Genomic DNA, 12,700 nt, shown 5'->3' with positions numbered 1-12,700 from the left:
AACTTCACCGGTCTGGATTACGGTCGAGGTCGCAGGTGCACGGGTCCTGGCAGGCGTGGTTCAAGCCCGGCAACGGGTAGGTCTCGACACGCCGGGCGCGGTCGATGGTCAGCCACGCCAGCACGCCGCCCGCCGCGCACATCACCGCGGAGACCAGCATGGCCTGCCCGAAACCAGGGCCGAGCGGCTCGCCCGCGCCGGTGTGCGACAACCCGGCGATCACCGGGAGCACCGCGACCGCCAGGAGACCCGCCAGCCGGGACACCGCGTTGTTCACGCCGGAGGCGACACCGGCGTTGTCCGGGCTGACGGAGGCGAGCACCGCCGAGGTCAGCGGCGCCACGGTGATGGACAGGCCGGCGCCGAACACCAGGACGCCGGGCAGCACGCCGCTCAGGTAGGTGCTGCCGGGCACCGCCCAGGTCAGCAGCGCCAGGCCGACCCCGCAGACGACCGGGCCGATGCTCATCGGCAGGCGCGGCCCGGTGCGCTGCGCGAGCGCGCCGACGCGCCCGGACACCAGCAGCATGATGATCGTGATCGGCAGCGTCGCGATCCCCGCGGCGAGCGCGGTGTAGCCCATCGACTGCTGCAACTGCAGCGACAGCAGGAACAACGCGCCGCTGAGGGCCGCGTAAACGGTGAAGGTCGTCAGGTTCGCGCCGGTGAACTGCGCGGAGCGGAACAGCGACAGCGGCAGCAGCGGGTCCGGGTGGCGCGACTCGATCAGCGGGAACGCGATGAGCGCGGCGACGCCCACCACGGCCGCCGCCGCGCTGGCGGCGTTCCACCCGTTCGTCGGGATCTCGATCAGGGCGTACACGGCACCGGCCAGCCCGACGGTCACGGTGATCGCGCCGAAGACGTCCAGCCGGCCGGCGGCGGCCGGGCCGCGGGATTCCGGCACGTGCCGCAGCGCCAGCAGCGCGGCCGCCGCGATGGGCACGTTGATGAAGAACACCCACCGCCAGGACGCCGCGTCCACCAGCCACCCGCCCACGAACGGGCCGATCGCCGAGGCCACGCCGGTCAGCCCGGCCCAGCGGCCGACCGCCTCGCCGCGGTCGTCGTGCCGGATCGTGGAGTTGATCAGCGCCAGGCTGCCGGGCACCAGCAGCGCGCCGCCGACGCCCTGCAGCAGGCGGGCGGTGATCAGGGCCGCGCCGTTCGGCGCCAGGCCGCAGCCCAGCGACGCCAGCGTGAACAGCACCAGCCCTAGCGTGTAGACACGGCGGCGGCCGTAGCGGTCACCGAGCGCGCCGCCGAGGAGCAGCAACGCGCTGAGCGTGAGCAGGTAGGCGTCCAGCACCCACTGCAGGACGCTGAGGTCGCCGCCCACGTCCCGGCCGATCGCCGGCAGCGCGACGTTGACGACGGAGCCGTCCAGGAACGCCACCCCGGAGCCGAGGATCGTGGCGATGAGGATCCAGCGGCCGGACCGGGAGCGGAGGGCTGTGGCGGCGGTCACCGCCCGACCATAGTGGGCGCACCTGGAAGCCGCCGTCGGTCACCTGGTGCCCGGCGTGAACGCCACCGGCAGGTGCTTGATCCCGTTGATGAAGTTCGACACCAGGCGCTCGACCGGCCCGGCCACCCGCAGGTCGCGCATCCGCCACAGCGCCTCGCGGTAGAACGCCCGCAGCTGCAGCCGGGCGAAGTGCGCGCCCAGGCAGACGTGCGGGCCGTTGCCGAAGGCGACGTGGTCGTTGGGCGCGCGCCGGATGTCGAAGCGGTGCGGGTCGGGGAACTGCCGGTCGTCGAAGTGCGCCGAGCAGTGGAAGACCACGACCTTGTCCCCGGCGGCGATGCGCCGGCCGCCGAGTTCGGTGTCGGCGGTCGCGGTGCGGCGGAAGCTGAGCACCGGCGGGTGGTAGCGCAGCGTCTCCTCCACGGCGGAGTCCAGCAGCCCCGGATCCGCCAGCAGCAGCCGCAGCTGATCAGGGTTCTCGGCGAAGGCGAGCATCCCGCCCGGCAGCGCGCTGCGCACGGTGTCGTTGCCCGCGACCGAAAGCAGGAAGAAGAACATCTCCAGCTCGGCGTCGGCCAGGCCGCGCCCGTCCGGCTCGGCGGTGGCGAGCGCGGTCATCACGTCGTCGGCCGGGTTGCGGCGCTTGAACGCCGCGAGGTCCTGGGCGAAGGCGAACATGTCCGCCAGCATCGCCGGGGAACGCGGGTTGACCGGCTTGCCGTCCGCGTCGCGGACCACCTCGGAGTGCTCCGGGTCCTGGTAGCCGATCACCCGGTTGGTCCACTCCAGCAGCATCCGCCGGTCCGACTCCGGCACGCCGAGCAGGTCGGCGAGGTTGCGCAGCGGGTAGTCGTCGGTGACCTCGGCGGGCAGGTCGCACTCGCCGCGCTCGACGACGCCGTCGACCAGCAGGCGGGCCCGCTCCGCGACCTCGTGCCGGAACCGGTCGATCCGCCGGGGCGTGAACGCGCGGCTGACCAGGCGGCGCAGCCTGCCGTGCTCCGGTGGGTCGAGGTTGAGCATCATGCTGCGGATGAACGGCAGGTCCGCCGGGTCGGGATCGCGGATCTGGGTGGCGCCCAGCCAGGACGAGTACGTCGCGGCGGACTTCAGCACCGCGACGACGTCGGAATACCTGGTGACGGCCCAGAATCCGGGTCCGGCGGGCCAGTCGCCGATCTCGTGCTCCTCCTGGCGGCTCACCGGCGCGTGCCGCCGCAGCCAGGCGAAGTCGTCGTGCGGCACGCCGTCGGCGTACCTGCGCGGGTCGAACACGTCCGGAACGTGGGCGGGCGCTGCCATCGAGACTCCTTCACCGCAGCCGTTGCAGGCCTACTCTGGCCGCGGCGCGCAACCCCGTCAACGCCCGCCTGCGGTCCGAAGTGGACTATCCGGCTACCGGCACCGCCAGTCCGGGGGCGGGCAGCTGCGAGCCTTCGGCGTCCGGGGCGTAGCGGCGCAGCAGGTCCAGGCCGATCTGCGCGCGGCGCACCCGCTCCCGGCCGAGCGCGACCGCCGTCGGCGTCAGGTGGGTGCCGCTGGGGTAGATGTTCGGCGCGTTGCGCAGCCCGAACTTGACGTGCACCGGGGCCGCGACGCGCACGATCTCGGCGATCTCGAAGTGCCGGACGAAGCCGCCCATGTCGTCGGGCGCCTCGACGTAGACGTCCAGCGGCAGGTCGGTGGCGGCGCGGATGGCGGCCAGCTGCCCGATGCTGAGATCGGTCGGCACGTTGTAGGTGTCGGCGCCCAGGTCCTCGGCGATGCGCACCGAGGCGGGGTTCGCCAGTCCCATCTGGACGCTGATCTTGAACTGCAGGTCCGGCGGCAGGTCGCCGGCCGCGCGCATCGTCGCGGCCACCTTGAGCACGCCGAGGTCGGTGATCAGCACGCTGCGGATGCCCGCGTCGGCGGTGCGGCGGATGTCCTCCAGCACGTGTACCAGCTGCTCGGTGCCGCGCGCCTGGGCGGCAACCGGTCCGCCGGCCGGGGCGGTGGCCATCGGGCTGGTGTCCCACCCGGCGACCGGCCGGGCGAACAGGCTCAGCTCCACCGATCGCCCGGCGGCTGTGGCGGCCATCGTGCGCAGCTCGTCGTCGGTGAGCAGCATGCCGCCGCTGCCCTGGGAGATGCGGTGCACCGGCACGTGCCGAGCGTCCGCCTCGGCGAGCACCGCGTCGAGCACCTCGGGGCCTTCGGTGCTGGGGATCTCCACCCGGTACTGCGCGCCGTCCGGGAACCGCTTGGTGCTGGTGGCGGGGGAGTCGTCGGTGGGCAGTCCCTGGGACCGCAGGAATTCACGTGTCTGGCGCACCGGTAGCTCCGTCCGAAATGTCGAACAATGTTCGCCAAATCGTATGGTCGGCCGGAGCGGGTGGTCAAGCACCCCGGGTCCGCCGTGGTCGATATCGGATACGATGTTCGAAATATCGGTCAACGGGCCGAGGAGTTCCGACAGGGGGAAGTACGCGTGGCACGAGCGGTACCTGCCGTGGAACGGGCCTTCGACGTCCTGGAGCTGTTCCTGGACGCCCACGAGCTGAGCGCGCCGGAGATCACCGCGCAGCTGGGCCTGCCGCGGACCACGGTGCACGAGCTGGTCGGCACGCTCAGCGAGCGCGGCTACCTGATGCCCGCCGGTCGCGGCAGCAACCGGTTCCGGCTGGGCGTGCGCGGCTTCCAGCTCGGCGCCGCCTACGCCGAGCGCCTGGACCTCGCCCGCGAGGGCCAGCTCGTCGCGGAGGAGATCGCCGAGCGCTGCCAGGAAACGGTGCACGTCGGGGTGCGCGACGGCACGGACGTGCTGTACGTGGCCAAGGTCGACAGCAGCCACCCGGTCCGGATGGTCTCGGCCGTGGGCCGGCGGCTACCCGCGCACTGCACCGCGCTCGGCAAGGCGCTGCTGGCGGCGCTGCCGCGCGCCGAGGTCGACGAGCTCTACGGCAGCCGCCGCCTGGAGGCGATGACCGAGCACAGCATCACCACCCGCAAGGCGCTGCGCCAGGAACTCGACGCCATCGCCGAGAGCGGCGTGGCGGGGGAGTACTGCGAGTCCAACGAGTCGGTGGCCTGCGTCGCCGCGCCGGTGCGCGACCAGTCCGGCGCGGTGGTGGCCGCGATGAGCATCTCGGCGCCGATCCTGCGCTGGAACGACGAGACCGAGGCGGCGCTGCGCGAGCTCGTCGCGGAAGGCGCGTCGGCCCTCTCCGAACGCCTGGGCCACACCGGTTCCTGATCCCGCGGCCGGGAAGGCCGCGATCCACCGGGTCGTCCGTCAGTGCCGGACGATCACGACCGGGCACTTGGCGTGCTGGGCGCAGCGCTGGCTCACCGACCCGAGCAGCGCGCCGTAGAAGCTGCCGTGGCCGCGGCTGCCGACCACCAGCAGGTCGGCGCCTTCGGAAGCGTCGAGCAGCGTCTGCGCCGCGTGCCCGTGGGTGAGCTCGCGCTGCACCGGAACGGCCGGGCTGACCTCGTGCTCGATCTCGTCGACGGTGTCCGCCAGGCTCTTGCGCGCGGCCTCCTCGAAGTCGTCCGGCGGCATCGGGCCGCCTTCCCAGCTGTAGAAGGCCGGGAACTCCCACGAGGTGATCGCGTGCACTGCGGCCCCGGAAAGCGCTGCCTGGTGCAGCGCCCACCGTAAGGCGCACTTGGACGAATCCGAGCCGTCGACCCCGACGACGATCCGGTGCTGGGTTCCGCTGTTCATGGCGCTGGCCTCCGGTTCCGCGATCCGCTGTGGTGGGCTCAGCCGCCGGTCTGCTCGACGAGCTCGTCGGACAGTTTCCGCAGCCGCGCCCTGGCCTGCCCGTCGTAGGCCTGTTCGAGCGCGCGGCAGGCGCGGGTTCCATGGAAGTACTCCCCGGTGACCTCGTCCAGTCCCGGATCCGCGACCAGTCGCATCGTCGCTGCGACGCCCTCGGCCACCGTGGCCACCGGGCTCACCCCGGCCTCGCGGACCATCGCGGTGTTCATGTAGGTCGCCGGGTGCAGCGCGTTGACCGTGACGCCGGTGCCGCGCAGGCGCTCGGCCAGGTCGAAGGTGAACATGATCTGCGCGAGCTTGCTCTGCGCGTACGCCCGGTAGCCGAGGTAATTGCGGACCAGCATGGGGTCGTCGAAGTCGATCGGGTGCTGCCCGGCCGAGGCGACGTTGACCACCCGGGACGGCGCCGAGAAGATCAGCAGCGACTGCAGCAGCCGCGTCAGGTGGTATCCGGCCAGGTAGTTCACCGCGAACCGCAGCTCGACGCCGTCCGCGCTCTCCTCCCGGACGCTCTCCGGCGGACCGGAGCCGACGCCCGCGTTGTTCACCAGCACGTCCAGCCGGTCGCAGCGCAGCCGGACGTCGTTGGCCAGCCGTTCGACCTGGTGGAGGTCGGCGAGGTCGGCGACCAGCACGCCGAGGCGGTGCGAGCCGGTGGCCGCCGCGATCTCCGCGCGCACCGCTTCGGCGCGCTCCGCGCTGCGCCCGTGGATCAGGACCCGCGAGCCGGTCTCGGCGAGCCGGTGGGCCAGGGCCCGGCCGAGCCCGCCGGTCGCGCCGGTGACCAAGATGCAACGCTGGCTGGGATCGCGCACGGCTCGCTCCGAACTGTCGGCGGTGATTACGACCAGTGTGCGGACGCGCGCCGGGAAATGTCATCTGCGCGTGCCGGAGATCCCCGGCGGGGGTAACGCGAAAGTGTTGTGTCGCAAGCCATTCACTGAGGACGCCGAGACCGACGGTACGGATAGTGCGGTCCTTACCCGAGTGGGTGCTTGTCACTGTACGTAACGCGCGATACACCTGGGGACGGTGTGGCGTTTTGCCGCATCCGGAACTCGCCGAGGGAGCGGCCATGACCACCAACGAGGAGAGCTCCACCGGACGCTATCTGGTGCTGCTGGAAGACAACTCGACGATCATCGGAACTCGCGAACTGACGCGGCTGACGGGCATTCGCTGCGCCAACACGGCCGACGCGGCGGGCGCGGCGCCAGGCGAGCTCTTCCGCGGCGCGGGCGGGATCGTGCTGCATCAGCTCGGCATCGCGTTGGTCAGCGCCGACGCGGAGCAGGCGGCGGCCCTGACGAGCGCGGCCCGGGAGACCGGCCCGATCGCGGCGTTCGAACCCGAGCGCCGGGTGTTCGCCATCGGCGCGGAACCGGCCGTCGCGGACGGCGAATTCACCTGGGGACTGCAGACCGTGCGCGCCGACCGCGCGCAGCCCACCGGCAAGGGCGTGCGGGTCGCCGTGCTCGACACCGGCCTGGACCTCAAGCACCCGGACTTCGCCGGCCGGGACATCGTCACGGGCTCGTTCGTGGAGGGCCAGGACGTGCAGGACGGCCACGGGCACGGCACGCACGTGATCGGCACCTCCTGCGGGCCGCGCGCCTCGCAGGCCGGGCCCGGCTACGGCATCGCGTCCGAGGCCAGCATCTACGCGGGCAAGGTGCTCGGCGACGACGGTTCGGGCAGCGACAGCGGCATCCTCTCCGGCATCGAGTGGGCGATCTCCAACGGTGCCGCGGTGGTGTCGATGTCGCTCGGCGCGCCGACGCAGCCCGGCGAGGCGTTCTCCGCGGCCTTCGAGCGGGTCGCGCAGCGAGCGATGGAACGCGGCACGTTGATCATCGCCGCGGCCGGCAACGAGAGCGAGCGCTCGACCGGGAAGATCGCGCCGGTCGGCCACCCGGCCAACTGCCCGTCCATCCTCGCTGTCGGCGCGATCGATTCGCAGCTGCAGATCGCGGACTTCTCCAGCGGCACGGTCGACGAGATCGGGCAGGTCGACCTGGTCGGGCCCGGCGTGGACGTCTACTCGAGCTGGCCGGGAGCGGAGCGCTACCGGAAGCTCAGCGGCACCAGCATGGCCACGCCGCACGTCGCGGGTATCGCGGCGCTGTACGCGCAGCAGCACGCGGAGCGGGCGTGGGGCCTGTGGGCGCGGCTGTCGCAGACCGCCCGCCGGCTGCCGCTCGCATCGACCGACATCGGTGCGGGCGTGGTCCAGGCGCCGTAACGGCCGGAGGTCGCCGCGCGGTCATTCGTCGACGATGGCCTGCGCGGCGACCTTCGCGCAGTTGCCGAGGTCCTCCGCGGCGGCCGCGGCCTGGTCGAGCGCGACGTTCAGCTCGGACGGCTCGGCGGAGTTCGGCGCCTCGTAGGCGGCGGCCAGCATGTCGAGCTGCCGGGCCAGCCGGGCGCCCGCCGCGGTGACGGCCAGCAGCGCTTCGCGGGCCGCGGCTGTTCCGCCCGGCGCCCGGCCCTCGCGGGCGGCTTTCTCCAGTTCCCGGCCGGCCTGCGAGATCACTTCGCCTGTCGTGCCGACGTCCTGCCAGCGCGACGGCGTGTCGCTCTCCATCTGGTTTGCCCCCCACGAACACCCGTTCGTCCCGCCCGGGTCAGCTCCGCTGCAGCGCCCGCTCCAGCTCCGACTTCGTCAGCTCGCCTCCGCACGACTTCGACGTGCTTTGCGTACCCGGTGCGGGCGCCGGTCACACGTGGCGGCGGAGGCGCGCGGCGACGACGGAGCCGAGCGCTCCGGCGGCGACTTCCAGGCGGCGCGGGCCGGAAACCGCGAGCCGCCGCCGGAACACGTCGTACCCGGATTCCACGATGCGATCCAGGATCTCGCCGTACAGCGTGAAAGCGGTGCGCACGCACGGCCGGGACCAGGGCGCGAGCAGCGCGATGCCAGGCTCCGCGGCGCGGTACTTCGAGCGGGTACGCGCGACCTGGTCGGCCAGCGCCCGGCGCACCGGGCGGTCCGGGCGGCCCGATTCCCGGCACCAGGCCAGCCGGTCCCGGTCGACGCCGAACACGGCGAGCTCCTCCATCGGCAGGTAGACCCGGCCGCGGTCGAGGTCCTCGCCGACGTCGCGCAGGAAGTTGGTGAGCTGGAAAGCGCCGCCCAGCGCCGCGGCGTAGGGTTCGGCCTCGCCTGCTGGGCCGACCGTGCCGAGCACCGGGAGCAGCTGCAGGCCGATCACCGCCGCCGAGCCGTGGATGTAGGCGTCCAGCGCGGCCCGCGTCGGGTAGGCGCGGACGGTCAGGTCCATCCGCATCGAGGCCATGAAGTCGGTGAACAGCGCCGGGTCGATGCCGTGCCGGGTGACGGTGTCGATGAGCGCGGCCAGGATCGGGTCGTCGCTGGACCCGGCGCGCAGGCCCGCGCGCAGCTCGCCGTCCAGCCGGTCCAGCGCCTGCTGCCGGTCCGCCACGGTCCGCCGCCGATCGGTGTCGTCGACGATGTCGTCCACCCACCGCGCGAAGCCGTAGAGCGCGTGCACCGAAGGCCGTTGCTGCGGCGCCAGCAGCCGGGTCGCGAGGAAGTAGGTGCGCCCGTGGGCGGCGTTGAGCATCCGGCACCGCTGGTAGGCGGGGCGCAGCTGCGGCCGGACGCCCGCGGCGTCGAGCTCGCGGCGCGCCGCCACTCGCGGCCAGGTGCCCGTGTCCATACCGGGAATCTCAGCACACGGAGTGCGCGAGAGTACGCACGGTGGGCATCCGCGGTGAACCCGGTCACTACCGTCGGAGTCCTCTTAGGACGGTTCGGCCGGCCCGCTGCGCTCGCCCCGCGGGATTCCGCCGAGGCCGCTCTCGGCGAGCGCCTCGTCGAGGCCGTCGAGCAGGACCACGCCCAGGGTGTTCGCGACCGAGCCGGAGGCCAGTTCGCTGCGCAGCCGGAAGGCGAGCAGCCGCACCCGGCGCGGATCCGGCCGGTCCTGCCGCACGGCCTCGCACAGCCGCCGGGCGATGAGTTCGATCTCGACGGTGTCGCCGTAGCGCGCGTGCACCGTGGGCAGCGCCAGCAGCACGACCTTGGCCACCCGGGCCAGCCCGGTGAAGTCCAGGCGCGCCGGCGGTGCGGGCGTCGGCTGGGCGGGCACCACGGGATCCGCCGGGCGTTCGTCGAGCACCGCGACCGACTGCGCCCTGGCCCACGAGCCGATGTCGCCGCCGTGCCTGCCCGCGCAGATCAGCCCGGAGCCGGTCAGCCCGGCCCGGGCGGGCGCGCCCTGCCACCCGGTGCCGCTGGTGGCGATCAGCTCGTGCTCGCGCAGCGTCTGCACGACGTCGGCGAGCTCCGCCCACGACGGCTGCAGCGCGGCCGCCACGGCCGCCGGGCTGTTGAAGAAGTCCGCGATCTCGGGCCGGAAGCGGTCGTCCTCGTACAGGTATCGGAGGAAGGCGCGAGCAATCGACTCAAGCCTGGACACGGTTGGCCTCCAGAATGCTCGTCCAGATTGCAGGGCGACGAGGGAGGGCGGACCCGGGTCCTGCCGAAGACTGCAGAACGCACCGGCGCGCAGCCGGTTCCGGATTTGTGGTGCCGCTGTCCCCAGTTTCAGCGGATCCGCCGTGCGGCCGCGGGTCCCGGGCGGCCACATCGCAGCAGCGTAAGCGGAGTGGGGCCGTGATCGCAGGGGTCTTTCGTCACCCACAAGCTGGGGATTTCGGCGCCGCCGCGTGACTGTCCACTGTGTTCAACGCGGCCGGGAATCGCGCCGTTGCGGCGAATGTGACGGGAGTGACTCGGGGGACCGCCGGTCGCGACACACATCCAAGGCGCGACCGACGGCCGGTCGCGCGCACGAAATCCCCTCTGCGTTCCGCGCGCGCGGCGGGCGCTCCAGATCGCCCACGGGATCGAGACCCGTGGGCGAGATCATCATGACGCCAAGAACTGGAATTTATTTCGCACGTGTTCCGGGTTCCTCCGGCGCGCGGTCGTCGGCGGCGGTGCGCAGCCCGTCGAAGGCGATCTTGGTCACCGCGTCGGCGACCTGCGCGGCCCGCAGGCCGCGGCTGGGCCGGTACCACTCGATGATCGAGTTGACCATGCCGAACAGCAGGCGGCTGGTCAGCGCCGGGTCGACGTCCGGGCGGATGCTGCCCTCCGCCTCGGCCTGCCGGACCAGCTCGCTGACCACCTGGTCGAACTCGCGGCGCCGGGCCAGCGCCTGCCGCTCGACCCTGGTGTTGCCCCGCACCCGCAGCAGCAGCGTGACGAACGGCAGCTCGTCGACCAGCACCTCGATGCTGCGCCGGACCACGTGTTCGAGCCGGTCGATGGCCTTGCCGGTGGTCGACGCCGCTTCCTCGGTGACCGCGAACAGGGCGTCCAGGGCCCGGTTGACGCTCAGCCGCAGCAGCTCGTCCTTGCTGGACACGTGGTAGTAGATCGCCGACTTGGTGATGCCCAGCCGCTGGGAGAGGTCCTCCATGCTGGTGCCCTCGTAGCCGCGCTCGTTGAACACCCGGACGGAGACGTCCAGGAGCCTGCCGAGGTCGTAGCCCGGCCGACCTCGGCGATTCGCGCGACCAGCGTTCCCCGACATGGTTCGCAGTATTTCAGCCGGCCGAGCGGGGTTCGCGGCGGTCCACCACGCGGCGCAGCTTGCCCACCGAGCGCTCCAGCGTGTCCGGATCCACCACGGCGACCTCGGTGCTGACGCCGACGCCGTCCTTGATCGCGCGGACCAGCTCGGCGGCGGCGGTTTCGCGGCGGTCCGCGGGGCAGTCGGTGCGTGCTTCGACGCGCACCGCCATCTCGTCCATCCGGCCCTTGCGGGCGAGCACCAGCTGGAAGTGCGGCGACAGCCCCGGCGTGCGCAGCACCAGCTCCTCGATCTGGGTGGGGTAGACGTTGACGCCGCGCAGGATGATCATGTCGTCGCTGCGGCCGGTCACCTTCGCCATCCGGCGCATCGGCCGGGCCGTGCCGGGCAGCAGCCGTGTGAGGTCCCGGGTGCGGTAGCGGATGACCGGCATGGCCTCCTTCGTCAGCGAGGTGAACACCAGCTCGCCCTCGACGCCGTCGGGCAGCACCTCCTCGGTGAACGGGTCGATCACCTCGGGGTAGAAGTGGTCCTCCCAGATGTGCAGCCCGTCCTTGGTCTCCACGCACTCGTTGGCCACGCCGGGCCCCATCACCTCGGACAGCCCGTAGATGTCGACCGCGTCGATGTCCAGCCGCTCCTCGATCTCCTGCCGCATCTGCTCGGTCCACGGCTCGGCGCCGAAGATGCCGATCTGCAGCGACGTGCTGCGCGGGTCGATGCCCTGGCGCTCGAACTCGTCGACGAGGGTGAGCAGGTAGGACGGGGTGACCATGATGATCTCGGGCTTGAAGTCCTGGATGATCTGCACCTGCCGGGCGGTCATCCCGCCGGAGGCCGGGATCACGGTGCAGCCGAGTCGCTCGGCCCCGTAGTGCGCGCCGAGCCCGCCGGTGAACAGGCCGTACCCGTAGGCGACGTGCACCTTGTGGCCCGGCCGCCCGCCGGCGGCGCGGATGGAGCGAGCCACCACGTCGGCCCAGACGTCCAGGTCCCGCTCGGTGTAGCCGACGACGGTCGGGTTGCCGGTGGTGCCGCTGGAGGCGTGCAGCCTGCGGACCTGCTCCACCGGCACGGCGAACATGCCGAACGGGTAGTTCTCGCGCAGGTCCTGCTTGGTGGTGTGCGGGAACTTCGCCAGGTCGGCCAGGCTCCGGCAGTCGTCCGGGCGGACGCCCGCCGCGTCGAACTTGGTGCGGTACAGCGGCACGTTCTCGTAGGCGTGGCGCAGGGTGTGCTGCAGGCGCTCCAGCTGCACCGCGGCGAGCTCGTCGGCGGAGTACCGCTCGGCGGGGTCGAGATCGGCCGGATCCGGCGCGGCTCCGAGCCGGCGCGGGGCGCCCGTTGTCGCGGTCATGGCTTGGCTCCCTCGGGCTGGTTCTCGGGCGAGCCGTTCAGCGTCCGGCTGTGGCCCCGGAATTCGGCGATCGGCTCGTCGCCGCGGTGCACCGACACGTCGTAGATCCCGCTGCGGCCGAACCGGGTCCGCTCCTCGGCGCGGGCGACCAGCAGGTCGCCGGCGCGGGCCGGGCGCATGAAGGTGATGTCCGCGCGCGCCGCCACGGTCGTCGGGCCGTGGCTGTTGCAGGCGCAGGCGAAGGTCGTGTCGGCCAGCAGGAAGATGTAGCCGCCGTGCGCGATGCCGTGGCCGTTGACCATGGCGTCGGTGATCCGCATCCGGGCCAGGGCGAATCCGCCGCCGGTCTCGACGAGCTCGATGCCGAGCGCCTGCGAGGCGCGGTCGTCGTCGAACATGGCCTGGGCCGGGTTGCGCGTCGTCGCGCCGGGCTCCTGCACTGGGTTCACCGCCTCGTAACCGAACGAATAGTCGGTAATTAATACTGCGCAGCCGGACGCTGTCAAGGCTTGCCGTCGGTCGGGCGTTTCTGGCTCGGTAAAGCA

13 protein-coding genes are annotated in these 12,700 nt (G+C 72.4%); 2 read left to right on the top strand and 11 right to left on the bottom strand.

Annotation, left to right across the window (positions count from 1 at the left end; all coding sequences use genetic code 11):
- Positions 1-4: 4 nt before the first annotated feature.
- The 3 genes from BLW84_RS08905 to BLW84_RS08895 form a co-directional block, all read right to left on the bottom strand.
- Positions 5-1,468, bottom strand: coding sequence for an MFS transporter (locus tag BLW84_RS08905; protein ID WP_093263489.1), 1,464 nt, complete (start codon positions 1,466-1,468; stop codon positions 5-7).
- 39 nt (positions 1,469-1,507) lie between these two features.
- Positions 1,508-2,770 (bottom strand): cytochrome P450, encoded by a 1,263-nt coding sequence (locus BLW84_RS08900; RefSeq protein WP_093263485.1) that lies wholly within the window; start codon positions 2,768-2,770, stop codon positions 1,508-1,510.
- An 85-nt stretch (positions 2,771-2,855) separates the two neighbouring features.
- Positions 2,856-3,782 (bottom strand): U32 family peptidase, encoded by a 927-nt coding sequence (locus BLW84_RS08895; protein ID WP_093263483.1) that lies wholly within the window; start codon positions 3,780-3,782, stop codon positions 2,856-2,858.
- A 156-nt stretch (positions 3,783-3,938) separates the two neighbouring features.
- On the opposite strand from BLW84_RS08895, the gene BLW84_RS08890 reads away from it, so the two are divergent.
- Entirely contained in the window at positions 3,939-4,703 is a 765-nt protein-coding gene (locus BLW84_RS08890) for an IclR family transcriptional regulator (RefSeq protein ID WP_093263480.1), read from the top strand.
- A 39-nt stretch (positions 4,704-4,742) separates the two neighbouring features.
- Here BLW84_RS08890 and BLW84_RS08885 read toward each other — a convergent pair whose 3' ends face one another.
- Both BLW84_RS08885 and BLW84_RS08880 read right to left on the bottom strand, forming a co-directional pair.
- Positions 4,743-5,177 carry a universal stress protein gene (locus BLW84_RS08885; protein WP_093263478.1) on the bottom strand — a complete coding sequence of 145 codons (435 nt, stop codon included), beginning with the start codon at positions 5,175-5,177 and terminating at the stop codon, positions 4,743-4,745.
- 38 nt (positions 5,178-5,215) lie between these two features.
- Positions 5,216-6,049: an SDR family NAD(P)-dependent oxidoreductase gene (locus BLW84_RS08880; RefSeq protein WP_093263475.1), complete on the bottom strand. Its 834-nt coding sequence runs from the start codon at positions 6,047-6,049 to the stop codon at positions 5,216-5,218.
- Positions 6,050-6,309: 260 nt separating this feature from the next.
- Here BLW84_RS08880 and BLW84_RS08875 point away from each other — a divergent pair, with 260 nt between their 5' ends.
- Positions 6,310-7,476: a S8 family serine peptidase gene (locus BLW84_RS08875; RefSeq protein ID WP_093263473.1), complete on the top strand. Its 1,167-nt coding sequence runs from the start codon at positions 6,310-6,312 to the stop codon at positions 7,474-7,476.
- Between the two features lie 21 nt (positions 7,477-7,497).
- Here BLW84_RS08875 and BLW84_RS08870 read toward each other — a convergent pair whose 3' ends face one another.
- The 6 genes from BLW84_RS08870 to paaI form a co-directional block, all read right to left on the bottom strand.
- On the bottom strand, positions 7,498-7,818 hold the full coding sequence (locus BLW84_RS08870; protein ID WP_093263471.1) for a hypothetical protein: 321 nt from the start codon (positions 7,816-7,818) through the stop codon (positions 7,498-7,500).
- 133 nt (positions 7,819-7,951) lie between these two features.
- Complete coding sequence (locus BLW84_RS08865) at positions 7,952-8,914, bottom strand: phytoene/squalene synthase family protein (RefSeq protein ID WP_093263469.1); 963 nt, start codon at positions 8,912-8,914, stop codon at positions 7,952-7,954.
- Between the two features lie 84 nt (positions 8,915-8,998).
- On the bottom strand, positions 8,999-9,676 hold the full coding sequence (locus BLW84_RS08860; protein ID WP_093263466.1) for a hypothetical protein: 678 nt from the start codon (positions 9,674-9,676) through the stop codon (positions 8,999-9,001).
- Positions 9,677-10,150: 474 nt separating this feature from the next.
- Entirely contained in the window at positions 10,151-10,798 is a 648-nt protein-coding gene (locus tag BLW84_RS08855) for a TetR/AcrR family transcriptional regulator (protein ID WP_093263463.1), read from the bottom strand.
- Positions 10,799-10,811: 13 nt separating this feature from the next.
- Positions 10,812-12,155 (bottom strand): phenylacetate--CoA ligase PaaK, encoded by a 1,344-nt coding sequence (gene paaK / locus BLW84_RS08850; RefSeq protein WP_093263460.1) that lies wholly within the window; start codon positions 12,153-12,155, stop codon positions 10,812-10,814.
- A complete protein-coding gene (paaI, locus tag BLW84_RS08845) occupies positions 12,152-12,553 on the bottom strand; it encodes a hydroxyphenylacetyl-CoA thioesterase PaaI (protein ID WP_093263750.1) in 402 nt (133 codons plus the stop codon). The genes paaK and paaI overlap by 4 nt, the downstream gene beginning before the upstream one ends.
- Between the last annotated feature and the right edge of the window lie 147 nt (positions 12,554-12,700).

Origin of the sequence: Saccharopolyspora shandongensis, assembly GCF_900106995.1 — a bacterium.
Taxonomy (GTDB): Bacteria; Actinomycetota; Actinomycetes; order Mycobacteriales; family Pseudonocardiaceae; genus Saccharopolyspora; species Saccharopolyspora shandongensis.
Note: the sequence above shows the minus strand (reverse complement) of the source record. Positions and strands in the feature narration are given on the sequence as shown.

Excerpts from the sequence above, each read along its gene's own strand:
- paaK (WP_093263460.1), bottom strand. The coding sequence starts at position 12,155 with ATGACCGCGACAACGGGCGCCCCGCGCCGGCTCGGAGCCGCGCCGGAT.
- paaI (WP_093263750.1), bottom strand. The coding sequence starts at position 12,553 with ATGTTCGACGACGACCGCGCCTCGCAGGCGCTCGGCATCGAGCTCGTC.
- BLW84_RS08855 (WP_093263463.1), bottom strand. The coding sequence starts at position 10,798 with ATGTCGGGGAACGCTGGTCGCGCGAATCGCCGAGGTCGGCCGGGCTAC.
- BLW84_RS08900 (WP_093263485.1), bottom strand. The coding sequence starts at position 2,770 with ATGGCAGCGCCCGCCCACGTTCCGGACGTGTTCGACCCGCGCAGGTAC.
- BLW84_RS08885 (WP_093263478.1), bottom strand. The coding sequence starts at position 5,177 with ATGAACAGCGGAACCCAGCACCGGATCGTCGTCGGGGTCGACGGCTCG.
- BLW84_RS08865 (WP_093263469.1), bottom strand. The coding sequence starts at position 8,914 with ATGGACACGGGCACCTGGCCGCGAGTGGCGGCGCGCCGCGAGCTCGAC.
- BLW84_RS08870 (WP_093263471.1), bottom strand. The coding sequence starts at position 7,818 with ATGGAGAGCGACACGCCGTCGCGCTGGCAGGACGTCGGCACGACAGGC.
- BLW84_RS08875 (WP_093263473.1), top strand. The coding sequence starts at position 6,310 with ATGACCACCAACGAGGAGAGCTCCACCGGACGCTATCTGGTGCTGCTG.